The following is a 26,524-nucleotide window of genomic DNA, read 5'->3' as shown; positions in this document are numbered from 1 at the left end:
CTCCCGGGGCGCCGGCGCGCTTCCATACGGATTCCGAAGAAGGAGGAGTCGATGAACCTCGCACTATTGAAAACGACCGCCGGGCGCAAACTCGCCGCCGCGCTGGTCGCCCTATGCCTCGTGCCGGCGCTCACCGCCTGTGAGCAGCCCGATTGGGAGAACCCCGACTACATCAGCAAGCGCCTGATGGAGGACGATCCGACCGGACGCACGCTGGCGCTGCAGAAGCTCGGCGAGCTCGACGAGGAGGCCAAGAAGAAGGTCGCTCCCGCGCTGGCTAAGGTCTACCTCGACGGTGGCCAGAACCAGAAGGACGCCATGCAGATCCTCGTGCAGCTTCGTGTGCCCGAGGCCAAAGACGCCTACATGAAAGAGGTGCAGGAGAACGCAACCGGCTACGCGTCGGCTGCCGCTTCGGCGCTCGGCGAAGCCGGTGTCAAAGAGGCGATCCCGGACATGATCGCGCTCTACAAGTCGAGCGACGACAACGAGCTCAAGCAGGGACTTCTGCAGGCGTTCGCGCACATGCCCGACCCGCAGATGGTCGGCCTGTTGACCGAGACGCTCAACCTCGACGTCGACAACTACCCGATCGCGCTGCACGCCTACAGCTGCGAGGTCATGGGTGAGATCGCCCAGAAGACCCCGCAGTCCATCGACGAGCCGGCCAAGCAAGCGCTCGTCAAGGGCCTGTTCTTGGGCAACATGAAGGGCCAGAACGTCTCCAAAGAGTGCGGCTTGGCCGTCCAACAGCTGGGCAGCCCGGCTGTCCCGCTGCTGATTCAGACCTTCAAAGGGGAGAACAAGGAGGTCCAAGACCTGCTCCTCAAGTACAACAAGCCGCCGAACTTCTCGTTCCCGGCCAACCGCACCAAGGCGGTCGCCGCGGTGCGTTTGGGCGGGCTGAAGACCTCCAAGGCCGTCGAGCCGTTTTTGGCCGACCTCAACTCGACCAAGGAAGCCCCCGAGCAGCTCTCCGGTCAGCACGCCATCCAGTGGCGCGTGACCGAGGCGCAGGCCACCAGCGAGATCATCAACGGCCTGGGCGATATCGGCGACAAGAAAGCCACCGAGGTGCTCGCCGGCATCGTCAAGAAGGAGAAGATCGAAGAAGAGTGGGACGAGATCACCGACTACCAGGTCGAGCTGCAGCTGCGCCAGGACGCCGCGTTCTCGCTGGTCCGCCTGGGTGACCGCGCGGGCACCGACGCGCTGCTCGAGATGGCCGAAAAGGGCGTGATCACCGACCTCGAGAAGCTCGCCGTTCAGGTGCAGGGCACCCCGCGCGAGATGCCGATCACGGACCGTTACCAGTTCAATTGGATGATGGCACAGGCCTACGCCTACCTGACCGACGCCGACGGCCTCGACGGGCTCGTGGCGCTGATCAAGAACACCAAGGAGAAGGAGCTCAAGAAGAAGTACGAGAGCTTCATCCCGGCCATCAAGGAGGGCGGCAAGTGCTTGGCCAAGGGCAAGCCCGCCGACCAGGCCGACTGCTTCGGTAAGCTGCTCGCCAGCAAGGACAAAGTCGTCGCCAAGAAGGCCGCCTACGAGCTGAGCCGTCTGCCGCCACAGGCAGCAGGCCCGGTCGTCGCCAAGAATCTGGCCCACGACAACCTCGAAGTGCGTGAAGTGCTCACCTTCGCCGCCTACCGCGTGCCGACCAAGAGTATGGTCGACACCATCGACAAACTTCTCGAAGACGAGAAGGACAAGGGCGGAGCTTACAAGCTCGACCACTACCGCATGAAGCTTCTGCGAGCGTGGCTTGAGAACAACGTGGCTGCCGTGGCTCAGAAGTAGCCTAATCGCCGCGATTGTGACACAGTAGAAACGGCCGGCACGAGTGTACGTGTCGGCCGTTTCTTTGTTCGGAGAGTGCACCGATGAGTGAGACGACAGCGCATCGAATCCAGCTGAGGGAGGGCAACGCCACCGTCCGGCGTTTGATGGCCGAAGCCCTCGAAGAATCGGGCTTTGAAGTCATGGGGGAGGCCGATGAAGAGCTCGCCGATTTGTTGATCGTCGACGTCGACAGCGGCCTCGAGGAGGTCGAACTGCTGCAGACGAGCTACACCGCCGAGGACCGTCCGGTGCTCGTATGCGGGTTGCGCCCGTCACGAGAGTCGCACGCGCAGGACAATTGGCTCGAGCGGCCGTTCTCGCCGAGCAGCTTCATCGCCCAGTGTCGCAATCTGCTCGGGCTCAACGAAGCCGCCCCAGCTTCCGGCTTGGACTCCGCGTATCCGGGGCTGCACGAAGATTCGACCCCGGAGACGCAGCGGTTGACCCTCGAAGACGCCGAAAAGCTCGAAGAGGAGCTCGGCCTCGAAAAAGGAGCCTTGAGCGCTCCTCCGAAATCCGAGGGACAGGACGACCAAGACGAGTTCGACGCTGCGCTCATGGACACCCACGACCTGAACGCAGAGGAGGGCGCCGAGTTTCTCGAGATCGACACCTCCAGCAGCATTGTGCTCGACGTCGAGGACCTGGAAGACGTCCACGAAGAGTTGGCGGCCGGAGGGTCGTTTATCGGCGAAGTGGAGCGGGCGAGTGTTGCTGAAGACGAGTTCGATTGGGAAGAGCCGATCGTCGAGGCGCCCGAGCAGCTTCGAAGCCCCACGTTGAGCCAAACGATGCCCGACGCGCCCGCGGTGATGGCGCCCGACAGTGTGCTCGACGAGGTCTCCGAGGAGGGCCCGTTTCCCGAGCCGCCGGTCGACGACGCTCCCTCCTCGCACGGCTCGGTGGCTCAACTTCCGCCGCAGCTCGAGCGACAAATCGAGAGCGTCGCCAAGTTGCTGGCGAATTCGTGGGGCCGCATCGGCCTGGCCGCTCGCCCGCGAGATCGGGCCGACCATATGCGACGAGTCCTGCGCGCGATCTTCACCGACGGGCTGAGCGCAGCCGCCGCCGAAGTCGAGCGAATTCCTGGCAGCCGGGGCTTCAGCGGTGACCTGAGCTCGCTCGATCTGGAGGCACTCTTGAATACGGTACGCGACCGTCAGTTGAGAGGCCGACTCGAACTTTCCGTTGGCGACGACGACTACGTGCTTTACCTCAATGGAGGGGTACTCGATGACATCGAGAATCTGTCGGGCGACGACGACGCGCTTCTTCTCGAGATTTTGCTCGAGCAGGGCCGCATTGCCCACGAGGTTTATGAGCGGCTCGCGCAGTCGTTGAACGACGAGCTGGGCGCGCCGATTCTCATGCAACTTCGCGAGGATCAGCTCGTCGGGGTGGACGACCTCGCACACGCGCGGCGTGAGCGTGCCGTACGCTTGATTCGTGGGCTCAGCGAAGCCCGCGGCGGCCGGTTCGCGTTTATGGACGTCGATAAGGGAAGTGGCCACGCGTGGCCCGTCGACGGAATCTCGGCCAACGTCGACGCGTTGCTCGACGATGCGCTACTTGGCGGCGCGTCGGAGTTCGCCGATGCTCTCGACGAGACTTTCGTGCCCGAGGGACTCGAGATCGATGAGCAGTTGCCCCAGACGGTGGAAGTGCCCGATCCGGATGAAGAATTGTGAGCGTAGCTGCGCTCGGCCGCACCGGCTGCTATCTTGACGATCTTATTCACGCAAGGGTAGGCTTACAAAGTGCTTAGACGCATTTTTCCAGACGAGTTTGTTGTCCTCGCGATGATGCTCGCCCTCGCGGTGAGCGTTGCGGGCTCCGGGTGCGAGAAAGAGAGCACCTGGGACGAGCCCGGCCCGGCCGCCTCCTTCGAGAATTTCTTGATGGATTGGTACCGCGGAGAATACGAAACTGCCTTCGAGACGATCACGCCGGAAGACCGTCAGGTGCTGACGAAGCCGCTCGATGAACTCGAGGGCAAACTCGACGCGCAGGACATGCCCGCCAAGGCCGACATGCTGGTGGTCGGGCGGGTCGATAACCCGTACGACATCAAGGATATCGATCTGGCAGAGCCGCTCGAGACCAAGCCTGACAAGGGTCAAAAAGTGACCCTCGAGCTTGTTTATCACGACGGCCGCGAAGGTGAGGCGACTATGATCTGGGGCGGCGACCGCTGGTATGTCGACCTGCCGCTCGAGCAAAAGGCATCGGAGCCGGCTCCGAAAGATGCACAAGAGCCAAAGCCGGAAGGGCAAGCGGCGGATAAGCCGGAGCAGCCCTCGGCTGACGAAGAGACAGACGCAGACGGCGGCAGCCTGCACGACCAGCAGCAGCACGACCAGCAGCAAGATGCTGGGCGGCAACAAGGCGAGCAGCAGTAGGACCTGAAGAGCTCATGAGTGACTCGAACAATAAAGGCGCTGACCAGCCGGTCGTCCCCAAGCCCACGCAGTCAAAGGCTGCGGGCCCGCCATCCAAGCGGCCCGCCGGTCCTCAGGGGGGGCCGCCGTCAGGGCCCCCGTCGGGCCCTCCCGGTCCACCGCCGAGCCCAGCGATGAGCAAACGCGCGCCGGGCGTGCGCAACGCCACCGAGGCGCCGGCCGAGCCGACCACGCTTCGCACCGGCGACACCGTCGGCGGCGCGTTCGTCGTCCAGCGCTACTTGGGAAGCTCCGATGGCGCCATCAGTTACCTGTGTGACGAAAAGGGCAAGGACAGCCAGGTCGTCATCAAGGTCTTGTCGATGCCCTATCCGGGGGATGAGGCCTTTGGAAAGCTCCGCGAGCGCATCAAGGTCGCCAGCTCCATCCGCCACCAAAATCTGACCAAGATTTTGGGCATGGGCAAGACGGGCAAAGACGAGATGTTCGTTGCCATGGAGTACGTGCGCGGCTCGAGCGTCTCGCGCGTGGTCGCTCAGCGACGTGAAGCCGGCGATACGCTGGCGCTGCGCGATGTCTTCACCATCTTGGCGCACGCCTGTGATGCCCTCGAAGAGGTCCACAAGCGCACCACCCACGGCGTGCTGACCCCGTACAACATCTACCTGAGCCACAAAGGCGTGGTGAAGGTCGGCAACCTGACCTTCGACCGCATCGCTGGAGAGTATCTTGCCCAGCAAAAGGGCACTGGCCCCTTTGTCGACAGCATCTACGTGGCTCCGGAAGCCGCGCAGAACCCGACCGACCTGAAGCCGTCGGCCGATCTGTTCAGCCTCGGCATGATCGCCGCTGAATTGTTGAGCGAAAATGGGCTGCCGAACGACCGCAAGCGCGCGCGACACTTGGCTCTCGACGGCATGGGCAAATACCCGCCTTCGCTGGTCAACCTGATCGCTTCGTGTATCGATTCGTCGCCGGCCAACCGGCCCGCTAGCGTGCGGGTCTTCCGCGACACCTTCGAAGACGCCGCTCGCGAAGCCGGTGAGACCCTGGGCGGACCGCCTCCCGAGGGATGCCTCCCGATCGAGCCGGCCGTCGAAGACGATAGCCCCAGCGCCGTGGGCGACGAGGACAGCGACCTGTTCGACATCGACTTGCCCGGCTTTGGCGACGACGAAGCCGACAGCGACGGCGAAGAGCGCTATCTCGTCCAAAAGGACGGCCTCGACTACGGTCCCTTCACAAAGCAGCAAGTTCTCGACCAGCTCTACGCCGACGACATCGACGAGTACACGCAGGTCCTCGACCGCGTCACCCAAGATCGCGTCGATCTGGGCGAAATGGACGAGTTCCGCGCCGAGGTCGAGGAGTATATCCCCAAGCGTGAAGAGCGCCGCCGCCGCGAAGCCGAGGCCCGCGCCGAGCTGGAGCGAAAGGTCAAGAAGGGCGCCTCCGTGGGCCTCATGATCGGCGTCGCCGTCGGCGTCGTCGTCCTCGTCGTGCAGGTGATCTGGTACCTCAATCTGCCGGACCCCGAGCCACTGCCGATGGAGAAGGCCTTCGCCTCGATGGACTACAAGTTCTTGCCGCCGCCCAAAGACTTTCAGACCGTCGCGGTGGACAAAGACCTGATGGCAAGTATCTTCAACCCCGAAGCAAGCGAGGAAGAAATCGCGCGCAAGATCAAGCGCCGCTCCAAAAAGCGCGGAGGCAAGCGCCGAAGCGGCTCTGGGGGCGGTAGCGGGGTCACCGAGGTCGACATGGGCAGCATGTCCGGCTCCTCGAAGCACCTGAGCGACTACGAGATCAACCAGATCATCATGTCGAACTTCGGCCAGCTTCGCGGCTGCATCATGCAGGAGCTCAAGAGCAACCGATCCTTCAAGGGTGTGACCGTGCAGTTCTTCATCCGTCCGTCGGGTACCACCGGTGGCGTGAAGATTCGCGAGGGCAAATACTCGAACCGCCCGGTCGGCCAGTGCCTCAAGCGTCGCTTCCGCTCGATGAAGTTCCCGGAGCATGGCGCTGTGAGCAACAAGGGCGTCACGTTCCCGCTTCGCGTACAATGACTCGAAATTTATAAAGGATAAAAAATGACTCCAGAAGTTCTCGAAGAAATTCTCGTCGAGCAATTCGACGCCGAAAAGGAAGGCGGCGATCTTCTCATCCCGACCGGCAAACGCGTCACGCTGCTTTTGCAGGCCGGCGACTCGTTGATGCCCGTCAACCGCGTGCGCCGCATCAGCTTTACGACCGACTACGTGTCGGTGACCACCGAGGAGGAGCGCTACTTCATCGACGTCGAGCGCCTCTTCGGCGTGCGCCAAGATGACTACGAGGCGCGTCCCGCCGACGCGCGTCCCGGCTTCCACCACGGCTAGTCGACCATTCTCATGGACGCTCCCCAATTTGACCCGCAGGCGTTCGGCCTGCCCGAAAGTCCGGCTCTGGTCCTCGACCTGAGCGACGAAGAAGTCACGCGTCGGCTGGGCAGGGCGCTCGCCCAGAGCCTGGACGCCGGCGCGTTTGTCGGGCTGATCGGCAACCTGGGCGCCGGCAAGACCACGCTGGTCCAGTCGCTGGTGCGCACGCTGGCCCCCGACGCCGAGGCGACCAGCCCCACCTACACACTCCTCAACGAGTACGAGACCGACCCGCCGGTGGTCCACGTCGACCTGTACAGGCTCGAGACCTACGACGAGCTCGAGTCGATCGGCTACTGGGACTACGCCGAATCGGGTTTCGCCATCACCTGTGTCGAGTGGCTCGACCGCATCCCCGAGGCGTGGCCTCGCGAGGGACTGATCCTCGAGATGGAGCGGGTCGACTCCCAGCGCACCGCGCGCCTGTGGGCGACCCCGGGCTTCGACACCGTGGCCGCCGATATCTCCGAACGCCTCACTTCTTGAGGCCCCTCGGAACACCCACGCCTCGACAGACGTTGCCCTTGACAGACTCCTTGCGGCGTGACAGCCGAGTCCACCGTGATTACATCTCGTTCAATGACGCGTTTACAAGCTCGACGACTATGACCAGCAGTAAGAACACCACATCGCAGGGCGAGCGCGAGGTCGAATTGCTCGCGCCGCGCCAAAAGCAGCTCATTCGTCAGGCGCTCACCGCCCGCTTCTCTGCGTTCTTGAAACCCGGCGAAAGCCTGGAGCTCGACGCCGAGCAGTCCGAGGACTACGTGTACGGCACCATCGCGGTGACCTCCGCCGACGAGTCGTTTCGCCTCGATCTCGAGGCGTCGATCTTGGCGGCCGACCAAAAGGCCGAGAAGCTCGACAGCCCGGAGCGGTTCTTGGAACTCGCCCTCGAGTTCTTGAAGCTGCAGCTCTACGAATTTTTCCGCCAGGACCGGCAGGAACGCTTTCATGTCGACTGGCGGCTCTATCCGGTCGAGAAGGCCACGATTCGCTTCCGCGGTCAGATCCGTAAGCCGAGCTTGGAACGTGAGGCTGACGCTTTGTTGGGCGAGGAAGACTCCGAGACGCCCGCCGACTGACCTCCGAAACGAGCCGCACCCATGAACAAAAGTATCACGGTAGGATTTGTCGTCGCGTTCTACGCCTTTTTGGGCGTGTTGGCCTGGGTGCTGGCGAGCATCTTCGGCGACATCAACCTACTCGTGTGGCACGACGCCAACGACACATCGGTCTACTTCGACGCCGTGCTCGGCGTCGCCGTCGGCATCGTCGTCGTTCTGGCGAGCAACGTGCTCGACCGTAAAGCCGAGTGGGCCAGGGAACTCGGGCGCGAGTTCGGACGCACCCTCGGGCCTCTGAGCACCGGTGACGCGTTCATCTTTGCGCTCGCCAGCGGCGTCGGCGAAGAATTGCTCTTTCGCGGATTCCTCCAGCAGATCCTTACCGAGGCCGTCTTCAGCGGCGCCTGGGCCGACTGGGCGGGTCTCATCGCAGCAAGCCTCATCTTCGGACTGATGCACGTCGGCCCGGACATCAAGAAGTTCTGGCCCTGGACGGCCATGGCGGTCGTACTCGGTGCTGGCTTTGGCTGGATGTACCTGTACACTGGAAACGTGCTCGCCCCGATACTGGCACACTTCACGATCAACTTCTTCAATTTGCAGTCGATCGGTCGCAAGTACGGACACCTGAAGGCCGGACATGAACAGCAGTAGTTTCGAACCCTATACCATCATCACCACGGTGCAGCCGCTGCTGATGCTCTGGGTCTTGGCGATCTCGTTCTTCACGACTCTCGCGGTGGTCGCCGTGCTCTCCAAAGGCCGAAGCTGGTACGAACTGGCCTGCTTCTTTCTGCTCATCTTCGTCGCCACGACCGTGCTCGGCCTCACGGGCGCTCACTTCGTCATGGGCGTGAAGTGGTTCGACGTGCAGGTGATCACGCTTCGGTAGTCACAGCGTGCAAACACTCTCGATCGGGCAGCTCGGACAATGCTCCTCGGAGCGCTTGTGGATGCAGCTTCCCGAAATCCCCAAATGACATAGCGCAAAGTCGTATTTGAGCGGGTCGTCGGCGTCCATCATGCGGAGCGACTCGGTAACTTCGAGTGCTGCTTTAAGATCTGTGCTCTTGCGATCGCATAGCCCGATGTAGCGACAGAGTCGACTGGTGTGCGTGTCGAGCGGCATGATCAGGTCGGCGGGGTCGAGCACCTCCCAGGTTCCCAAGTCGATGCCATCGGGCCCGCGCCCCATCCAGCGAAAGAAGAGATGCAGCCGCTTGCACGTGCTCCCGTCTGCCGGATCCGGCAAGAGGTAGCGCAGACCGCGCACGAATTCATCGCGGACGCGAGCGGCGCGTAGCTTCTGCACCAGAAAGCTCGCCCGCGACAAATGGTCATCTTCGGGCGCGCTCGCATACGCTGCTTCCAGCGAGCCGTACTCGCTTTGAACCTTCCGAATTGCGATCAGCAGATCGACGACGTCGGCTCCCTTCGTCATGCGATACACAAATTCACCGAGCTCGCCGGCGAGCGCGTCCGGCCCCATCTCGTCGACCGCCAGAGTAGGGCGAGGCCCCAAGAGTTCGAGTATCACTTTAACACCGGCTTTGAGCAGCTCGACACGACCGTAAGCCAGACAACTCGACAAAAGCGCGACCAGCTCACGGTCGAGGCGCTCCTTGTACTCCCACGCAAACTCGACGGGGTCGTGCCGACGGCGCTCGACGTAGTCGCACTCGCGCATCAACTCTTCGAGTAGCGGTTTAAGTTTTTGCGCCTGTTGTTCGTCCAGCATCTTTGCCTCAATTGCTTCCACTAATTTTTTGACGGTCGGCTCAGCTCACGTAAGGTGAGGACCGTGGTCGTCGTACAGTGTAGGACACGCGACGACAACCGCTTAGAAACACCGCTGTAAACCGATAGTAGTTGGTTCTGGAGACGCTCAATGGCTTCGAAGAAAAAGCTGACCCTGTACTTCCCCGAAAATCTGGTCAACGAAACCAAGCGAGAGGCGCTTCGCCACGATCGCTCGATGAGTTGGATCATCGAGATGGCCTGGCGCATCGCGCGTGAGCAAATCGAGTCGATGCCCGGCGTCGTCGAGCTCCAAGAGGGCAACTGGGAGGGCGCAGCCGAGTGACGCCTGTGGGTTTACCGAAGCCCCACAATCCGCTACAACCGACCCACCCAGAGCAACGATGTCTGCCCCGCCATGAAAGCGGCGGGGCGCCACACTTCTTCCATCGTGTAAGCCATGTCGGAGCCAACCCGTGAAGAGATCAAGGAGCGCACCGCCAAAATCGTGCGGCGGTTGGGCTACGTTGTCTTTATGGGAGGTGGACTTCTGATCTTCATCCCGATGCTCATCGGGGTAGGTTCGGGCATCAGCAACGACCGCATCTGGGATCCCGTCACCGGTCGACCCGTCACGCGCGACCAGCGCACCGTCGACTGTAAGGAAGAGGCGCGGCGCCTACTCGTCCAGGCCGGCGAGCAAGAGTCGCTCACTGGCAAATGGGACGAGCCGTACCGCGCTTGGCTGGTGCGCTGTCAGGAAGACCATCCCACGCTGTACGACATGTTGGCGGAGACCCGCCAAGATCTGCTCGAGAAATAGATTGTGTCGAAAACGGGGGGAGCTCAGAGTTCTGACGAGACGACCATTCGAAAGCGTCCGTCGGCATCTGTCCGCGCCTTGCCCAGGATGACGGTACGCCCGTCGATGACCCGGTAGGCTTCTACGCTCACGTCGCCGACCCCGGCGATATCGTCACCGTCAGAGCTTTCCGCGCCGAAGACTGAGCCGACGAGCACGGTCGGGCGGGGAAGCTCGATCTGCAGCGGTTCACCCGTGCGGAGCGCAGAGACGTCGGCCTGGGCGATCGTGCGCGGCTGGCCGGAGCTTTCTGGCGGCACCACGTGCACATCGTAACGCATCGGTTCGAGCCAGGCCTCGAAGCGGCCCTCCTCATCGGTCGTCACCGTGATGGCGCGTTCGTCGAGGTGCTCGTCTTCGGAGTACGCGTCGGAGTCGAGGCGGAATTCGAGTTCGGCCGAGGCCATGGGATTTCCCCCGGCATCGAGCACCGAGCCCGTCACGCGCTCTTTGAGATCGAGCTCGAAGCGGTGCGTGACGTCCGTGCCGATGGCGCCGGTCAGCTCGAAGGTCTTGCGCACGAATGGTGAGCGCGCCGGGGGGATGACCTCGAGGGTGTATTGCCGGAGCTCGTCGAAGGACCAATCGGCGGGAAAGAGCGTCAGCTCGAATTTGCCTTCGTTGTCTGCAGAGAACCTGCGCGCGAAATTGCCGCGTCCGAGCGGACCGCGGACGACGAGGCTCGTTCCCTGCCAGTTGTCCTCACTGCTGAATCCGTCCGGGGCTACGAGTTGGACGCTGACCGTGGCGGGCTCGGCAGGGTAGGCGCCGAGGCTTCCACTCCACGCGCACACCTCACCGCCACCTTGAGTGCTGCTGGTCACACATTTGGTCGCCAACGCGTCGAATGCGGCGTCGAAGCGAACGCTGGGAACCATCGACTCCGAGCTGGCGGGAACGACGTAGAGGTCATAGGTGCCGGTCTCGGGGGCGACGCGCAGGTCAAACTCGCCATTGGCCGTTGGGATGACTTCGGTGCTGCTATATTCGCCGGACGTCGACAGCGCATACACGCGCACGTTGTTCACCGACTCATCTGTTCCGGACGTGCCGTCAGGCCACACAATCTCGCGCGATAGGCGACCATCGACCACGAGATACTCGCTCGAAGGGAGCACGGAGAGCGAGAGCACCGTGTTGCTGTTGAACTCTCGTCTTCGCCAAGTCTTTTTGGGCAACTTGTCGCTCTCGTCAGGAACGAACGTCACCGTGTAGACGCCAGGATTGACGGTCGTGTCGAAGCGCCCGTCGTCGACGTGGGCCTGACGGATGAATAGCCCGTCGGAGGCGTCCTGGGGTCGGAAAAGAAGGGTGCCATCGGGACCGCCCGGGGTGGTGGAGTCAGCGTAGCGAATCCCGCCCGATTGCTCGGCGTTGCCGCTGGCCCCTCCGCTGCTGACGGTCACGCCGCGCTGCAACAGGAAATCGACCGAATCATCGGCCTGCACGCGCACGTTCTCACGGTACTGCGGCAGAAAGCCGGTCGTGTTGGACGGCAAGAAACGAAAGTTGATGTCGGTGGCTGCGCTGCCGCGCGTCGAACAGAATCCCGCACGGCACATTTGACCGCCGGGGCAATCGGAGTCGACTGCGCAATTATCCACTCCGCCGACCGTCGACGCGCCACTCGTCGCATTCTCTGCGCAACCGGTTAGCACCAGTCCCAGCGTGCCGATGACGGCGAGCATCGTGGTGTTTTGAAGCCTCGAATACATCATCTTCAGTTATCCAGGGGACAGAATCCGGCTTCGTAGTTCAACGTCCACGAATAAGTCACCATAATGGCGTCTGGCGCCTCCTCAATCATGCTCAGCAGCGGTGAGATGGTGCGAAACGGTCGATCGGAGACGACGAGTGTGATCACTTCGGTGCCCGGAATGGTCACTCCGCTGTCGCACGGGTTAACCGTATGGTCGACCACGCCGTAGCAGTACTCGTCAGCGTCGTCTTCGCTACTACAGGCGGCCGGCAATGCGATCGCGTTCTCGATGATGCCGTCGTGGTCGCTGACCAACAGGAAATGCAACTCGGACTCGTCGTTTCCGTCGAATAGCTTCGCTCTCAACTCGATACTCCCGTTGGCAAACTGGTCACGGGTCACGCGCACATACGGGTCGATCCCGTTGGGCCACAATGGCCCGATTCGCGGCGAGTAGTTCGGCTCATCGCGCGGCTCGATGGGCGGCGACAAAATGCAGCCGCTCAACACAGCAGCTACGAGCAACAAGGGCAGCTGTCGAGCCAACCCTTTGCTCGGCATGAGGTTTTGCAGAAGACGTGCCATGCGGGAGATACTGCTCAGGAGCCCGTGCGCGGTGGGTGTGTAGCCCCGGATATGACAGCGGTGTCATATCCGGGGCGCGTCGATGACGAAAATGTCAGAGCCCGGGCGAGGTTAGCCAAAAGGACTCACGCCTCGGGGGTCTCCTTTTCTAGATAGCGAAAAATGGTTCGCGGATCGACATCGAGCTCGCGGGCGGTCTGGGTGCGGTTGCCGTCGTTTCGCTCCAAGGCCTCCATGACGTAGCGCAGCGCGAAGCGCTCCTTGGCCTCGGACAGCGGCATGATCGGCTCGAGCACCTCAGGTGGCAGGTCGAGATCTTCGGGGGTGAGCACGCTGCCGTCGGCGAGCACGATCGCCTTTTTAAGGCGGTTTTCGAGCTGGCGGATATTGCCCGGCCAGGCGTATTTGCGAAGCGCCTGGATGGCCTCCTTGCTCAGCTCCTTGTGGCCCACGCCGATCTCGTCCGAGATCTCGTTGATGAGGTATTTGGCGATGAGCACCACGTCGTTCCCGCGGTCGCGAAGCGGCGGGAGCTTTAGCAGGACCACGTTGAGGCGGTAGAAGAGGTCTTCGCGGAAATCACCCTCTCGCACGGCCTTCTCGAGGTTCTTGTTGGTCGCGGCGACCACGCGGATGTCGATCTTCTCGGACTTGGTGGCGCCGACCTTGGTGACCGTGTGCTCCTGGAGCACGCGCAGCAGTTTGACCTGCAGGTTCAGCGGCATCTCGCCGATCTCGTCGAGAAAGATGGTACCGCCGTCGGCGGCCTGGAATTTACCCTCGCGGGTCTGATTCGCCCCCGTGAACGCCCCTTTGACGTGGCCGAACAGCTCGCTTTCGAGCAGGTTTTCGGGGATGGCGCCGCAGTTGATCGTCACGAACGGCCCCTTTACACGCGGCGAGCGCTGGTGAATCTCGTGGGCGATAAGCTCCTTGCCGGTGCCGGTCTCGCCGGTGACGAGCACGTTGACCGTGGTGGGCGCGACCTTCTCGACGGTGCGAAAGATCTCCTTCATCGCGTCGCAGGCGCCGATGATGCTGCCAAAGCGCATCTCGCTGAGGCGCTCGCTCAGAAGCTGCTTATCGAGCTTCAGGCCGCGCACCATGATCGCGTTGGCGATGATCAGGCTCGCCTGCGAGGCGAAGACCGTCAGCAGGTCGAGGTGGCGCTGCTCGAAGAGGTTGGCGATATTTTCGTTACCGACATAGAGCACGCCCAGAAGCTGGCCGCGGTCCAAGAGCGGCACGCACATCACGCTCGACAGGTTCAGGTTGATGACCGACTGCGAGCTGTTGAACTCGCTGTTGGAGAGCGCGTCGCTGACGATGAGCGGCTCTTTGCTCTCGATGACCTTGCGAATGATCGAGTCGGAGACCTGCTCGACGGCGCCCTCGATATTCTCGCGGTCGACGTTGCGCGCCACCTTGATGCGAAACTCCTCGTCCTCGAGCAGGATCAAAAAGCCCTTGTCGGCCGAGGTGATCGAAACGACCGCGTCGAGCAAGTTCTCGAGGAGGACCGGAAGCTCGTAGTCGCTCAACAGCTTTTGCGAGAACTCGTGTAGCTTGCGGTAGCCCTCGATCTCTTCTCCGGTGACGCTCTCTTCGGCAAGCCCGGCCGCCGGCGCGCCGTCGAAGATGGAGAAGCGCAGCACCACGTCGCCGATCTGGACCTCGTCGTCGTGCGACAGCTTGAGCTTTCGCTTCTTCTTGCCGTTGATGCGCACTTCGCACTTGCGGCTGACGGTCTGGATCTCGAAGACCCCGCCGTCGAGCTGGATCATGGCGTGGCTCGCCTCGACGCTCGGGTCGTCGAGCACGATGTCGTTGGTGCGCCCCGAACCGATCGAGGTCAGCGTCTTACGAAGCGGGTAATCACGGCTCGTCGAGCCGTCGGCCGATTGGACAATGAGGGTGGGCATGGTCGTCGTTCCCAGGTTCCCAAATAGGTCATTGGCGTTTCGCCTCGTTGTTACCACGTAACACCAAGGCCACCCAATCCTATTTGAAAAGTAGCCCCCTTGTCATCCGCCTCGCCGGCCGATAATTCCGGCGGAGGCTCGTCGAGGCTGCGGATGCGCACGTCGTACGGCTCGTAGTCTCGTAGCGCGTCGATGACCGACCAGGCATAGAAGCCTACGAAGAGGCCCAGGCCCACGTATTGAGCGGTACGCCATTGCAGCGCCTGTTCAGTGGTCCCGCCGGCGCCTCGGTCATAGTAGCCGTCATCACCGCGAAGGCTTTCGATCATCACGTAGCTCGCCACGTTCAACCCCAGCGCCGCGGTCTGCGCGCCGGCGAATAGCGTTCCCTGGACCTGCTCGCCGTTTTGGAACTGACCGAGGCCGAAGGGCAAGAAGTTGGCCGCGTACAGCCGGTGGTCGACCTCGCGCTGGATATAGATGCTCTTGAGGCCCTGAGCCGCCACGTCGCCGTTGGCGTCGTCGCGCTGGGCGCGAATCTTGTCGAGTTCCTCGGCGTTCTCCTCGCGAACCGCCTCGAAAAGCTCGACGACGCTGGCCGGGTAGAGCAGGGGGTTGAGCGAGTGGTCGGGCTCCTTGCGCAGGATCTCGAGGAAATGCCGGCGTGTCGTGTCGAGGAGCTCGCGCCGCTGCTCGGCGTCGGTGACTTTCTGGGCCTCGAAGTACAGCCCGACGCCCAGAAGCGTGCGCGCCTCGAGCTCCGACTCGGTCTGGGCGAATTGACTCGTGGGCGACAGCGTCGGTTCGAGCAGCGGTCTCAGCAGGTCGTACTCGGCGTCCTGGAATGCCTTCTGGGCGCGCTCGAGCCGTGCCTTGGGAGCTTCGGGAAAGTCGTGTTCGGCCGTGGGGGCTGTCTTGACGGGGGTGGTGCCTTCGTCGGGCGGCGGCGGTGTCTGCGCCAGCGACGGCGTCGCCCAGAGAGCGGCGCCGAGCACGAACAGCACAGAGGTGGACAGCCGTTGGAACATCGGAGGCTTCAGGGAAAGTAGACTTTGACCGTGCGACTGTCGCCGGCACGTACGACGACTTCGCGCTCCTCGACGCGTTGCAGGTTGGAGGCATCGGCGATGCGAAGCTTTACCGTCTTCGTCGGGTCGCCCATTTTGCGTCGAAACGGCACCGAAATCGAGCTGCGTCGCGCGTTCGAGCGTGGGTCGGACTCACCGGCGACGTAGACCAGCGCGTTCTTGTTCGACACGACGTTGATGGTCGCTCGTCTCCATTCGAGCACCACGGGAACCTTATTCTTATCGGTTCTGGGCTCGTTTACCACCAGAATCTCGCGATACGGCTTACAGCCGGGCGCGTTGGCGGTGATGACGTGCTTGCCGCGGGTGAGTTGAATGCTCTCGGTCTGCCAGAAGACCTTCTCTCCGTCGACCTCGAGGCGAGCCGAGCCGGGAAAGACCTTGAACTGCACCTCGAAGGTCTGTTCGGCCGCCTCGGGGGGCGAGGCATCGTTCCCCGTCTCCTCCGTCTCCTCTTTAGAGTTGCCGGACGTTTCGACGAGCTGGACCGAAGGAGCTTTGAGGCTGGCGATGTGCACCAACCGCTTTCCCTTCTTGGCGACGCGACGCGCCAGACCGACGACATCCTGCGCAATCGGCACCGCCGTCTGGGCTGCATGCTCGGCCTCCGAGGCGCCCTCGGCGACGCCATAAGCGCTACCGACGCGCGTCAGCGCCGCGCTCAAGCTCGCCTCCTTTGCCTGCGCCTCCTCTTCGGCGGCCGCGGCGATCTCATCCTCGACGTCCGCCTTCACCTTCGGTTGCGGCTCGTCGACGGTCATGTCGTACATCCACCAACCCGCCACGCCTACCAACAAGAGCACCGCGGCCGCCGCCACGAAGCGAGCCGCCTGCTGGTTGCGGTTGAGCTGATCGAGACACTCGCGCACCTCTTCGTTTTTCGGGTCGTAGGCGAGCACGCGGTTGAAGTGCGCGATGGCCACCGGGACGTTTTTGCGCTCCATCGCCTGCTTTCCGCGCGCGATGAGCTTGGGGACGATCAGCTCGGCGTAGGCTTCCGTGTACTTGCCCGGATCTGCGAAGTATTCGCGCACCGCCTTGTCGGTCTCCTCGATCCCCACCGAGTGGACCGCGGCAAAGAGCTCTCGCTTGACCGTCTCGACCGAGGCGAAGCGGTTTTCCGGCTCCTTGTTCAGGCATTTGCAGATGATGCGCGCTAGGTCGTGGCCGACGGTCGGTGCGACGACCTCGGGCTCCTCGTAGCGGCACTCCATGACGTTACGGAGCACCTGGGGGGCGTTGTCGCCGCAAAAGGGGAGCTGGCCGGTGCTCATCCAGTACAAAACCGTGCCCAGCGCAAAGACGTCGGCGCGCTCGTCGACTTTCTTGCCGTCGATGAGCTCGGGCGCCATGTGCGCGGGGCTGCCCAGCAGGCTGCCCGTCTTGGTCATCGTCTCGGCGTCGATGACGTGCGCGATGCCAAAGTCCATCAACTTGACGTCTCCATCGTCGGAGATCATCACGTTTTCGGGCTTCAAATCACGGTGAATGACGCCGTGGTTGTGAGCGTGGCCGAGCGCGTTGCAAATCTCGACGCCCAGCAGGGCGGCGATCTCGGGCGGGGGAGGGCCGTGGTGGTCGATGAACTGACGCAAGTTCATCCCCGGGATGTACTCCATGACGATGAACGAGCGCTCGTCGCTCTCGTCGGAGACATCGTACACGTCGAGGATATTGGGGTGGCGCAGCCGCGCGATCGCCTCGGCCTCGCGGCGAAATCGCTGGCGGTTTTCGAGCTTCTTGGCCAGGTGCTCGTGCAGCAACTTGATGGCGACTTCGCGGCCCAGAGCAGTGTCCTGAGCCAGATACACCACGGACATGCCCCCTTGGCCGAGTTCCTCCAAGATGTCGTAGCGCGAAATCGTGGTGCCGATCATGACTGGCCTGTAGAGCCGCACGAAAAAGTGGAAATGCCGTGGCCGCCCCGCACTGGCGTGGTTGCTAAGTACGGGCCGAGTCTAATCGACGGTGGCCCAAGTCACAACCATACAGCGAGGGCGCTCACTCGTCTCGACCACACAGGTCGGCTAAATGAGCGCCTCCGGCATTGGAACGCCACTTTTCGACGGTCTGTTCCTCCGAGTCGACGATCAACGAGGCCGCCAAGGCGGCGCGCTTCGCCTCATCGTCGAGCTGCGCACCGTCGACGGCCACCGCCGCCAGAATCTCACGGGCTTTGCCCGCCATGAGAGCGCGCGCCCATTCACCCGCGTCGAGTTTGTCGGGTGAATCGAGGCTTACGCTGCGCTCGGTCTTGTCCTCGCCTTCCAAATACGCCTCGAGATCGCCGCCGAAGATCACCGACTCCAAAAACGCGACGCGCCGAAGTCCGACCTTGTGGTCGATGCGCGCGAACGCCTGTCGGGACTCGGCGAGCGCCTTGGCCGCCAGACGCGGTCGTCCTTCGCCCAGATTGCGCCGGGCGACGAGCAACGAGGCGATTCCCCGGGACGCGCTCCTAGAGCTCGTCTCGAGCGCTAATTCGTCGGTCGGCAGCTCCGGCATCGCCACGGCGAGGGCGGCGATATTGGGGTGGACGTAGCGAGACAGATTGTACTCGAGCGGCAACAGACCGGTGCACACCTCGTCGACCCGGTCGACCACCGGCTCACGGCGCACGAGCGCGGCGAGCCGTGCGCGTGCCCCTGCAGACAGGTCGGAGGGCACGACCGCGCTGCGCTCGAACTGCAAGAAGCCGATGATCAGCAACTCGGTCGCCTCGTAGGCGTCCTCGCCCGTTGCTTCACAGTTGATGGCGCGCGTGAGCTCTTTTTCTGCCTCGTCGAGGCGCCCGGCGTTGGCGCTCGAGACGGCCAGGGCGAGATTCCAGCGCTTACAGGCCGCGCCTTTTTCGTGCTCGGCCGTGAAGTCGCCAAACTCGCGCAACAACACGAGTCGATCTTCTTTGCTCGCGCGGCTCGTCAGCGCCTCGAGCAATGGCGCGGCGTAGGTCGTGATCTTGGGATACCTAATCAAGCCTCGCTCGAGGCTCTGAATAAACTTTCGGGGTGATTCGCATGCGGAAGGAAGCGCGCCGGCGAGCAACCAGCGCGTGGCTGCGAGAGCCGCCTGGCCAGCGTGGTCGCGGCGCGCATCGCCGAGACGTGCGACCAACACGTCTGTTTGTTCGACCTCCAGGCAGCGCCCCGACTCACGCCAGGCGCCGGCGACATCCTCGACGAGCTCCCGAAAGCCATCTTCGCGCAGCCCCGGTGATAGCAGCGGCATCGCCGCGGCGCGCATGGCCACCGAGTCGGCGGCGCCGAGCTTGCCTGCATCGAGCGTCGAGAGGCGAAACCCGGGCCGAATCGCTGCAACGGCGGTGCTCTGCAGTTGTTCGACGAGCTGGGCGCCGTCGTCGGCGCTGCTCGCCTCGACGAGCGCCGCGAAGTTGCGCCCATAGACGTCGAGCTTGCACGTCGACACGTCCTCACAACCTGCGTCGAAAGGTTGGAAGGCCTCGCTCAATCGAGTCTTGGGCGCGGTCAACGTGTTTTGGCCGCTGGTGATCCAGCCGACGAGAAGCTCACCGGCTTCCAGCCACTTTGGCGCGTTCGACTTCTCGAGCACCGACATCGCGCGGGTGATCGATTGCTTGGCCGAGGTGCCCGCGTCGTCTCGTAACTGCGACCAGGCGAGCCACAAACGGGCCTGTCGGTTCGCGGGCTCTTTGGCGAGCTTGGACACTCGCGTCATCGCCTCGGCGTAGGACCTCGTTTGGCCGAGAGCTGCGAGCACCCACGCCTTGCCGAGCACGAAGGCCGGGCGATTCTGGCGGTGCCAAGCCTCACTGGTGGCCGCACGCCCGCCGCGAAGCGCCGCCTCGGGGCGTCCCGCTGCGGCGGCGACCTGCATCAATTCGAGCGCCAGCCGCCCGGCGGTTTTCGTCTCGGGCGCCGCCAAGAGCGTGCGCTCCAGATAGAAGTCCGCAGCAACCCCTGCGCCCGTGCTCAGGGACGCCGCCAACAAGACCGCCGACTCGACGGCCGCGCGGTTCTCCTTGGCGAAGCTCCACGGCCGCATCGCTCCGTAAGGCACCCCGCTCGCCGAGGTGTTGGTGACCTGCAGGCGAGGGCGGAAGAGCATCGGCACCTGCACGGTGACCTCTTCACTGGCGCACCGCACGAGCGCATCGGCGCCGGCGGCAATCGCCGCCTCTTCGATCTCGACCGGGTGCTCGGACGCATCCACGGTGCCCCGAAGGATCTCGATGGGCTGGATGCTTCGCGTTAGATCGATGTCCGGACACTGCGTATCGAGCAGCACCCGCGCGTGGGGCACGGTCGCGCGGTTGGCCCGCACGGGGACTGCGACCCAGCCGCGTTCGAGAGAATCGGCGCGAACGACGGCCCGTCCGGCGTGTACGACGCCGTCGGTGCGAATCGGCAAGACGAGCGCATTATCATCCTCGGCGACGGAGAGGCGGTGCTTGGCGTTGGCGCCGTACACCCGCCAGGCGACTGTGCGACCCGCCGCGCCCAGGCAGGCGTCGTCAGCCAGATTCCCCCCGGCACCATGACAGATCCCCCAGCGCTCGAGCTGCGCCTCGGAGCGCACCGGAACGAGGTCGCCACGCACCGTGTCGAAGGCGATGGTGCGCCCGTCGAGGCGCTGCAGCATCACGCCCCAGGAGCGCTCGGCGACCACGCCGAACAGGTGGGCCGGGGCATTTCCTTCGTGGGGCAAAAAGGCGACGAGTTCGCCGCGCGAGAATGTCGGCGCTTCTTTAGCCGCGCGAGCATGCACGAAGCCCCACAAGCCCTGCTCGGTGAGCAAGAGCTTGCCGAGGCTCGGCTTCTTGGCGTCCGTCGAGATCTCGTAGGAAGCTGCCAGCGCCTGATGTTCGGCAGGGGGCTGGGACCACGCGCAGCCGGAGAAAACGGCGGCGGCGAGGCCAAAGAGCACTAATTGGCGTAGGGTGACCATCGGTATGTCGACCGCCTCGTGTCTGGGGGCGTCTCAGGCGAACGTCAGGCGGATACGCGTGCGGCCCACCAAAAAGCAGTCTCCGTCGATCAGTTCGACGGCGTCCGCGATACGAATAAAGGTGCCCGACTCGCTCTCGAGATCGCGAAGGAGGTAACGATCTCCGTCGCGGTGGATGACCGCGTGAGGAGAAGACAGGATCGAATCTTCCGGAAAACACAAGTCGGCGTTGGCTCCGCCGATGGTCATGCGTTGTCCCAGCGGATAGACCCCGCCGATGTGGTCGCCCTCCATATACCGAATGAGCCGCACGGGGTTTCCGGCCCAGGAGGCGCCCAGGGCGTCGGTGTCTGCCTTGTTTTGTTGAGTCTGATTCTGGTGAGTCGGATTCTGCTGGGCAGGGGAGTCCCAGCTCGTGCGAAACTCGAAGCGTTGGTCGCCCACGACGATCTGGTCGCCGTCTTCGAGGGCGAGGTCGTCGGCGATACGCAGATAGACGCCGTTGCGGCTGTTCAAGTCCTGCAAGATCAGCGCACCGTCGCGCTGAAAGAGCTGGATATGCCAACGCGCGACGAATCGATCGTCGAGTTCGAGGTCACAGTTCTCGCGCCCCACCAAAAAGCGCGGCGCGTCGATGGTGTGCCGGGTCTCCATCGTCCCGCCGGGGCTGCGCACTACCAGCGTCGGCCGGGGGCCTGTCTGTGTCCCCGCCTGCATGGACGGGCTCGACTGAGGCGCGGCGGCATGGGCCGCCGGGCGCGCCGAACCGCTCGCCATCACCCGCACGAGCCGGTCGGCGGTCTCGACGAGTTCGGCGCGCGCATCGAGGCTCGAGACGACCGCATCTTGGGCGGTGCGCTCGGTGCGAAACGGAAAATCAGTCGGCTCGTCGAGTACGTCGACGGCGTCGGTCATGTCTTCGATTTTCGAGTCGGTGCTTGGGGCCATGAACAGCGGCTGCGGTGGAATACTTGGAAGAACCCGTGGTTTGTCAAACAATAGCACAGTGGGCCATCCTGCGACAATCGACGGAGGCCCTCAGCGTGGTTATAACTCCCGTGATTGAGAGTGAGGTTACGCCCTTATTTGGGCTGTGCTATGGTCGGCGTCGCGCGGTGTTTGCTTCGAGTAAACTCCGCGGGCAACACGCGCAGAGCGCATTCCCCCTGCTACAGACTGCTCGAGCATGAACCGAAGAGAGCGAAAACTTGTTTTGATCGTTACTGGATGCATCTTGGTCACCGCCCTGGTGGTGGGGTGTGAGGAGTCGCCTCAGCCCGAAAGGGCGACCGCGGTGCAGGCCAACGCCGAAGTGGCCAGGAATTACCACGAGGACAAGTGGAACGAGCGCTCGGCCCAGGAGCCGGTGCCGGTGGGCAAGAAGGCCAAGGTCGAACTCGCCGTGACTCCCGATGGGGAGTTCAAGATCAACGACGAGTTCAGCTGGAAGATCGAATTTGCCGACTCGCCCGACGTCCAACTGGCGCAGAAGACGGTCACCTCCGATCAGATCGAGTTTTCGGAGATGGAGGCCACGTTCCCGCTTCTGCTGGAGGCCAAGGCCGCCGGGGTGCACAAACTCGAGGCGACGGGCAACTTCAGCGTCTGCCGAGACACCCTGTGTGTTCCGATCATGGAGGCGCCGCTGAGCTTCGAGATCGAGGCGGCCGGCGCGGCGCCCGCAGCCGAGGCAGGCGAGCAAGAAAAGGCTGGAGAGCAAGAAGAAGCTGGAGAGCAGCAAGAGCAGAAGGCGCAAGAACAGTAATATAGTTCGCAATGAATACTTGGAGAGCCGAGCGCTACGCGGCTTGCATCATCGGGCCTGGCGCGGCTTGTACTCGAAGGAAACTAAAACGTCATGAATGACGGTCAGAAGATTCTCTCGTCGCTGGCATCCAAAGTTCGAGAAGATTACGGGCGCGACCAGCGCATCATGAGCTTTGCGGAGTTTCTGGATCTGTTCGCCGAGCATCCGCGACGCCACGCCAGAAACGCGGTCCAGTACCTGCGCGATTGCTACCTGCACTACGGCACCGAGCAGAAGCCGGCGGTCTGGGGTGACGTGACTCACTACCGGATGTTCGACGCGCCGTTCGACGGGGGCAAAGACCGCCTCGTCGGCCAAGAGCGCGCCCAGCAGCGTGTCTTCCGACTGCTCGACAACTTCGTGCGCCAGGGCGAGGTCAACAAGCTCGTGTTGCTGCACGGGCCCAACGGCAGCGCCAAGAGCACCTTCGTCAACATGCTCATGCGCGCGATGGAATCGTACTCGTGCACCGAAGAGGGCGCGCTCTTTCGGTTCAACTGGGTCTTCCCGAACAAGCGGCTCGCCTCGGGCTCGTCGATCGGCTTCGAGGGCTTCAGCGCCCGCGCCGTCGAGGAGACCGACCTCGATTCGTTCGCCTACTTGGACGAAGACCAGATCGACGCCAAGATCCCGGCGGACATGAAGGACCACCCGCTGATGCTGCTCCCCACCGAGCAGCGCCGCACTCTGCTCAAAGAGTTCATCCCGGATGCGATTTTGCCGGGCTACGAGCAAGAAGACGGTGAGCGCCTGCGCACCCGCTACAGCGAAGCGCAGGACGATGACGAGACCGAGCCGCCGTTCGTGCTCAGTAAATACATCTACGACGGCGATCTGAGCCACACTAGCCGCCAGATCTTCGACGCGCTGATGACCGCCTACAAAGGCGACATCGAGAAGGTCTTCAAGCATATCCAGGTCGAGCGTTTCTTCATCAGTCGGCGCTACCGCGTCGGCGCAGTCGTCGTCGAGCCGCAGATGCGCGTCGACGCCAACCTGCGCCAGCTCACCGTCGACCGCAGCCTCTCGGCGCTGCCGTCGAGCCTGCAAAACCAGACGATGTTCGAGCCATTCGGCGACCTGGTCGACGCCAACCGCGGCATCGTCGAGTACGACGACCTGCTCAAGCGCCAGCCCGAGCTCAACAAGTACCTGCTCGCCACCAGCGAGAAGGGCACCGTGTCGTTGGAGAATCGCATCCTGCACCTCGACCAGGTGCTCACCGCGACGGCCAACGAGGATTACCTCGACGCGTTCAAGCAGACCCCCGACTACTCGTCGTTCAAGGGTCGCATCGAGCTCGTCCGGCTGCCGTACCTGCTCGACTACAATATCGAGGAGCTCGTGTACGACGAGCAGATCTCGTCGGTCGACTTCATCAAGCACCTCGCCCCGCACACCACTTTCGTGGCCGCGCTGTGGGCGACCCTGACCCGCCTCAAGCGCCCCGATCCGGACAATTATCCGAACACCGTGCGCGAGATCATCAGCGGGCTGACCCCGCTCGAGAAGGCCGACCTGTACTCGCGCGGCAAGGTGCCCGAGGGCATCGGCGCCGAGAACGCCCGCGAGCTCAAAAAAGTCATCCCCGACATGATGAGCGAGGGCGAGGGGTCGAGCAATTACGAGGGCCGCTACGGTGCGAGCCCGCGTGAGATGAAGATGATTCTGCTCAACGCCAGCCAGAACGACGACTTCCCGTGCCTATCCCCCCTGGCGGTGTTCAAAGAGCTTCGCCAGCTGGTCAAAGACCCGTCGGTCTTCCCGTTCCTGCAGATGAAGTCCGACGGCGACTATCATCGCCACGACGACTTCATCGACGTGGTCACCGATCGCTACCTCGACCTGATCGACAGCGAGATCCGCAGCGCCATGGGACTCGTCGAAGAGAAGCAGTACGAAGACCTCTTTGCTCGCTATATCGAGCACGTCAGCCAGTGGCTCAAAGGTGAGAAGGTCTACAACCGCATCACCGGCCGCAGCGAGGAGCCCGACGTAGAGTTGATGAACAACGTCGAGGAGATGCTCGACATCGAAGAGGATATCGAGGACTTCCGCCACAGCCTCATCTCGACCATCGCCGCCTACTCGATCGACCACCCCGGCGAGCAGATCGACTATCGCAAGACGTTCCCCAATTTCTTCGACGCGCTGCAGCGCAAGTTCTTCGAGGAGCGCCAACAGCAGATCCGTCGCATCCAGGAGAGCCTGCTGCGCTACTTCGAGGACGAGAAGAAGAAGATGGACGCCGACGAGATCGAGTCGGTCGAGACGACTCTGGACAACCTCAAGAACCGCTACGGCTATTGCGACCAGTGCGCCAGAGAGGCGGTGGCGTTCTTGTTGTCGAATCGGTATAACGAGTGAGAGTGACAATGATGCTGGTGTGACGCCGCCGCAGGCCTCGTCGAGGCCGACGGCGGCGCTCAGCGTGTTCTAAGACGGAGATTTCCGTATGCGTTTCAGCGGGTCTTCCCGATGGTTGATGTCCCTGTTGCTGTTCTGCTTTCTTTCAGTCGGCGTCGCATCCCCTGCGTTCGCCAGCGCCAATGAGCGCTACAAAGAGCAGGCCGCTCAGTTCGAAAAGATGCTCGACAAACAGGCTGGCGCCCCCGGCGCCGATGCCGCTGCCAAGGATATCGAGCGCACCCGCCAGTGGCTCGAGAATGCCAACGTGCTCTTGGCCAAGGGCAACGAAGAGGCGGCCGCCAAATACCTGCGCCGCGTCAAGTTCAGCCTCGATCTGATCACCGCACTGGTCCAAGCCGGCAACATCCAGAAGGCCGCCGACGACCAGGAAGAGGCGTTCTATAAGGCCAAAGAAAAGCAGATCCCCGAGCTCGAAGCCGACGTCCAAAAGCTCAAGGACAAGAAAAAAGAGCTGCAGCAAGAGCTGAGCAAGCTTCGCTGATTTGTGTTTTTTCCGGCTTCCGCTGGTTCGTAGATGTCTATCGGAGTTGATCGATGGTGAAGCAAACCCCCCTGAGGTTGGTTCTCGCAGCGTTTCTGGTCTTTGGTCTGACGACCATGTTCGCCAGCGGCTGCTCGACGCCTCCCAAACCCAAAGAGCTGGTCGAACTCGAGGCCATCCTCAAAGATCCCGACGCCCGCACGGTCAAAGAGGCGCCGGGCGCGGCCAAATTCTACCGCGAGTCGCGCCAGTATCGGCGCGTCTCGCTCGAGGCTTATGAGGAAGGCGAGCTCGAGCGCGCCAAGGAGTACGCCATCCTGGGCAAGCTTCGCTACCGCACCGCGGCGGCGATCAAAAAGCAGCTCGAGGCCAAGGAGCGCCTCGACGCTGCCAACGCCAAGGTCGGCGAGGTCAACCCCAAGATTCAGGCGTTGAGCCAGGAGCGTAACAAGCTCCAGAAGGAAGTCGGCGAGGTCGAGCGTCAGGTCGCCCGCGCCCGCAACGAAAAGGCTCAAGAGGAGCGCCGACAGCAGGCGCTTCAAAACGCCGCGCTCCAGCGCAACAGCGACACGAGCGGCGCCAAAGAGATGGCCGTCAAGAACAAGCTCGACGCCGCCAAGAAGGCGCGCGACGAGGCGCTGGCCGTCCAGGCCAACGAGTTCGCCAAGGGCACGTTCAACCGCGCCAACAACCAGCTCAAGTCGGCCATCTCGATGCAGCAGAGCCAGGCCGGCAGCGCCGACACCATCATGGACGCCGCCGACCAGGCTGCCCAGTTCTTCCGCAAGGCCGCCGACGAGGCGCGCCCGAAATACGAAGAGCATCTGTCCAACATGAAGGCCCCGGCTCGCCGCGAAGCGCTTCGTAAAGAAGCGCAGAACAACTTCGGCGGCCCCTTCACCGTCGCCGAGCCCACCGGCGTTCGCGTGGTGCTGGCGATGCTGTTCGACGAAGGCTCGGCCTCGGTCAAGCCTTCGAGCCAGGCGCTGGTCAAAGCCGCCGCCGACATCGCCAAGAAGTACAAGGAAGCCAATATCGTCATCGAGGGCTACACCCGTAAGGGCGACGCCACCGAGAACCTGGCGACCTCGTCGCTGCGCGCCAAGGCGGTCAAGATCTACTTCGAAGGCCAGGGCGTCAAGGCCGGCCGCATCAGCACCAACGGGTACGGCCAGGACAACCGACGCTACCAGGACGACCCGTCCAAAAACGACCGCGTCGAGATCATCTTCCGCATCCCGAACGACTGA

23 protein-coding genes are annotated in these 26,524 nt (G+C 63.0%); 15 read left to right on the top strand and 8 right to left on the bottom strand.

Annotated features, from left to right (window positions below):
• Positions 1-51: 51 nt before the first annotated feature.
• From FIV42_RS28825 to FIV42_RS28785, 9 genes are all read left to right on the top strand, one after another.
• A complete protein-coding gene (locus FIV42_RS28825) occupies positions 52-1,806 on the top strand; it encodes a HEAT repeat domain-containing protein (RefSeq protein WP_141201050.1) in 1,755 nt (584 codons plus the stop codon).
• An 83-nt stretch (positions 1,807-1,889) separates the two neighbouring features.
• Positions 1,890-3,536: a DUF4388 domain-containing protein gene (locus FIV42_RS28820; RefSeq protein ID WP_141201049.1), complete on the top strand. Its 1,647-nt coding sequence runs from the start codon at positions 1,890-1,892 to the stop codon at positions 3,534-3,536.
• 111 nt (positions 3,537-3,647) lie between these two features.
• Entirely contained in the window at positions 3,648-4,247 is a 600-nt protein-coding gene (locus tag FIV42_RS28815; RefSeq protein ID WP_141201048.1) for a nuclear transport factor 2 family protein, read from the top strand.
• 173 nt (positions 4,248-4,420) lie between these two features.
• A complete protein-coding gene (locus tag FIV42_RS28810; RefSeq protein ID WP_168211011.1) occupies positions 4,421-6,316 on the top strand; it encodes a protein kinase domain-containing protein in 1,896 nt (631 codons plus the stop codon).
• A 24-nt stretch (positions 6,317-6,340) separates the two neighbouring features.
• Positions 6,341-6,628 carry a hypothetical protein gene (locus FIV42_RS28805; protein WP_141201046.1) on the top strand — a complete coding sequence of 96 codons (288 nt, stop codon included), beginning with the start codon at positions 6,341-6,343 and terminating at the stop codon, positions 6,626-6,628.
• A 12-nt stretch (positions 6,629-6,640) separates the two neighbouring features.
• Positions 6,641-7,156 carry a tRNA (adenosine(37)-N6)-threonylcarbamoyltransferase complex ATPase subunit type 1 TsaE gene (tsaE, locus tag FIV42_RS28800; protein WP_141201045.1) on the top strand — a complete coding sequence of 172 codons (516 nt, stop codon included), beginning with the start codon at positions 6,641-6,643 and terminating at the stop codon, positions 7,154-7,156.
• A 119-nt stretch (positions 7,157-7,275) separates the two neighbouring features.
• On the top strand, positions 7,276-7,755 hold the full coding sequence (locus FIV42_RS28795; protein WP_141201044.1) for a hypothetical protein: 480 nt from the start codon (positions 7,276-7,278) through the stop codon (positions 7,753-7,755).
• A 21-nt stretch (positions 7,756-7,776) separates the two neighbouring features.
• A complete protein-coding gene (locus tag FIV42_RS28790) occupies positions 7,777-8,391 on the top strand; it encodes a CPBP family intramembrane glutamic endopeptidase (protein WP_141201043.1) in 615 nt (204 codons plus the stop codon).
• Positions 8,378-8,629 carry a hypothetical protein gene (locus FIV42_RS28785; RefSeq protein ID WP_141201042.1) on the top strand — a complete coding sequence of 84 codons (252 nt, stop codon included), beginning with the start codon at positions 8,378-8,380 and terminating at the stop codon, positions 8,627-8,629. The genes FIV42_RS28790 and FIV42_RS28785 overlap by 14 nt, the downstream gene beginning before the upstream one ends.
• Here the strand turns inward: FIV42_RS28785 and FIV42_RS28780 are convergent, their stop codons facing one another.
• Positions 8,630-9,475: a TIGR02757 family protein gene (locus tag FIV42_RS28780; protein ID WP_141201041.1), complete on the bottom strand. Its 846-nt coding sequence runs from the start codon at positions 9,473-9,475 to the stop codon at positions 8,630-8,632.
• Between the two features lie 150 nt (positions 9,476-9,625).
• On the opposite strand from FIV42_RS28780, the gene FIV42_RS28775 reads away from it, so the two are divergent.
• Positions 9,626-9,820 carry a TIGR04563 family protein gene (locus FIV42_RS28775; RefSeq protein ID WP_141201040.1) on the top strand — a complete coding sequence of 65 codons (195 nt, stop codon included), beginning with the start codon at positions 9,626-9,628 and terminating at the stop codon, positions 9,818-9,820.
• 114 nt (positions 9,821-9,934) lie between these two features.
• Complete coding sequence (locus tag FIV42_RS28770) at positions 9,935-10,297, top strand: hypothetical protein (protein ID WP_141201039.1); 363 nt, start codon at positions 9,935-9,937, stop codon at positions 10,295-10,297.
• Positions 10,298-10,320: 23 nt separating this feature from the next.
• Here the strand turns inward: FIV42_RS28770 and FIV42_RS28765 are convergent, their stop codons facing one another.
• The 7 genes from FIV42_RS28765 to FIV42_RS28735 form a co-directional block, all read right to left on the bottom strand.
• Complete coding sequence (locus tag FIV42_RS28765; protein WP_141201038.1) at positions 10,321-12,054, bottom strand: hypothetical protein; 1,734 nt, start codon at positions 12,052-12,054, stop codon at positions 10,321-10,323.
• 2 nt (positions 12,055-12,056) lie between these two features.
• Positions 12,057-12,620, bottom strand: a complete 564-nt coding sequence (locus FIV42_RS28760; protein WP_141201037.1) for a hypothetical protein — start codon at positions 12,618-12,620, stop codon at positions 12,057-12,059.
• A 125-nt stretch (positions 12,621-12,745) separates the two neighbouring features.
• Positions 12,746-14,542 carry a sigma 54-interacting transcriptional regulator gene (locus tag FIV42_RS28755; protein ID WP_141201036.1) on the bottom strand — a complete coding sequence of 599 codons (1,797 nt, stop codon included), beginning with the start codon at positions 14,540-14,542 and terminating at the stop codon, positions 12,746-12,748.
• Between the two features lie 50 nt (positions 14,543-14,592).
• Positions 14,593-15,570 carry a hypothetical protein gene (locus tag FIV42_RS28750; protein ID WP_141201035.1) on the bottom strand — a complete coding sequence of 326 codons (978 nt, stop codon included), beginning with the start codon at positions 15,568-15,570 and terminating at the stop codon, positions 14,593-14,595.
• Between the two features lie 8 nt (positions 15,571-15,578).
• Positions 15,579-17,507, bottom strand: a complete 1,929-nt coding sequence (locus FIV42_RS28745) for a serine/threonine-protein kinase (RefSeq protein WP_141201034.1) — start codon at positions 17,505-17,507, stop codon at positions 15,579-15,581.
• A 124-nt stretch (positions 17,508-17,631) separates the two neighbouring features.
• The gene (locus FIV42_RS28740; RefSeq protein WP_141201033.1) at positions 17,632-20,556 is read right to left on the bottom strand and encodes a hypothetical protein; all 2,925 of its coding nucleotides are present in this window, start codon (positions 20,554-20,556) and stop codon (positions 17,632-17,634) included.
• Positions 20,557-20,589: 33 nt separating this feature from the next.
• A complete protein-coding gene (locus FIV42_RS28735) occupies positions 20,590-21,504 on the bottom strand; it encodes an FHA domain-containing protein (RefSeq protein WP_141201032.1) in 915 nt (304 codons plus the stop codon).
• Positions 21,505-21,769: 265 nt separating this feature from the next.
• Here FIV42_RS28735 and FIV42_RS28730 point away from each other — a divergent pair, with 265 nt between their 5' ends.
• The 4 genes from FIV42_RS28730 (at position 21,770) to FIV42_RS28715 (ending at position 26,524) form a co-directional block, all read left to right on the top strand.
• Complete coding sequence (locus FIV42_RS28730) at positions 21,770-22,321, top strand: hypothetical protein (RefSeq protein WP_141201031.1); 552 nt, start codon at positions 21,770-21,772, stop codon at positions 22,319-22,321.
• A gap of 93 nt (positions 22,322-22,414) precedes the next feature.
• The gene (locus tag FIV42_RS28725) at positions 22,415-24,730 is read left to right on the top strand and encodes a PrkA family serine protein kinase (protein WP_141201030.1); all 2,316 of its coding nucleotides are present in this window, start codon (positions 22,415-22,417) and stop codon (positions 24,728-24,730) included.
• Positions 24,731-24,848: 118 nt separating this feature from the next.
• Entirely contained in the window at positions 24,849-25,274 is a 426-nt protein-coding gene (locus FIV42_RS28720; RefSeq protein ID WP_141201029.1) for a hypothetical protein, read from the top strand.
• A 53-nt stretch (positions 25,275-25,327) separates the two neighbouring features.
• The gene (locus FIV42_RS28715) at positions 25,328-26,524 is read left to right on the top strand and encodes an OmpA family protein (protein WP_141201028.1); all 1,197 of its coding nucleotides are present in this window, start codon (positions 25,328-25,330) and stop codon (positions 26,522-26,524) included.

The organism is Persicimonas caeni, assembly GCF_006517175.1.
In the GTDB taxonomy this organism is placed as follows: Bacteria; Myxococcota_A; Bradymonadia; order Bradymonadales; family Bradymonadaceae; genus Persicimonas; species Persicimonas caeni.
The sequence above is the reverse complement of the archived record's forward strand: the minus strand, read 5'-3'. Positions and strand labels throughout refer to the sequence as shown.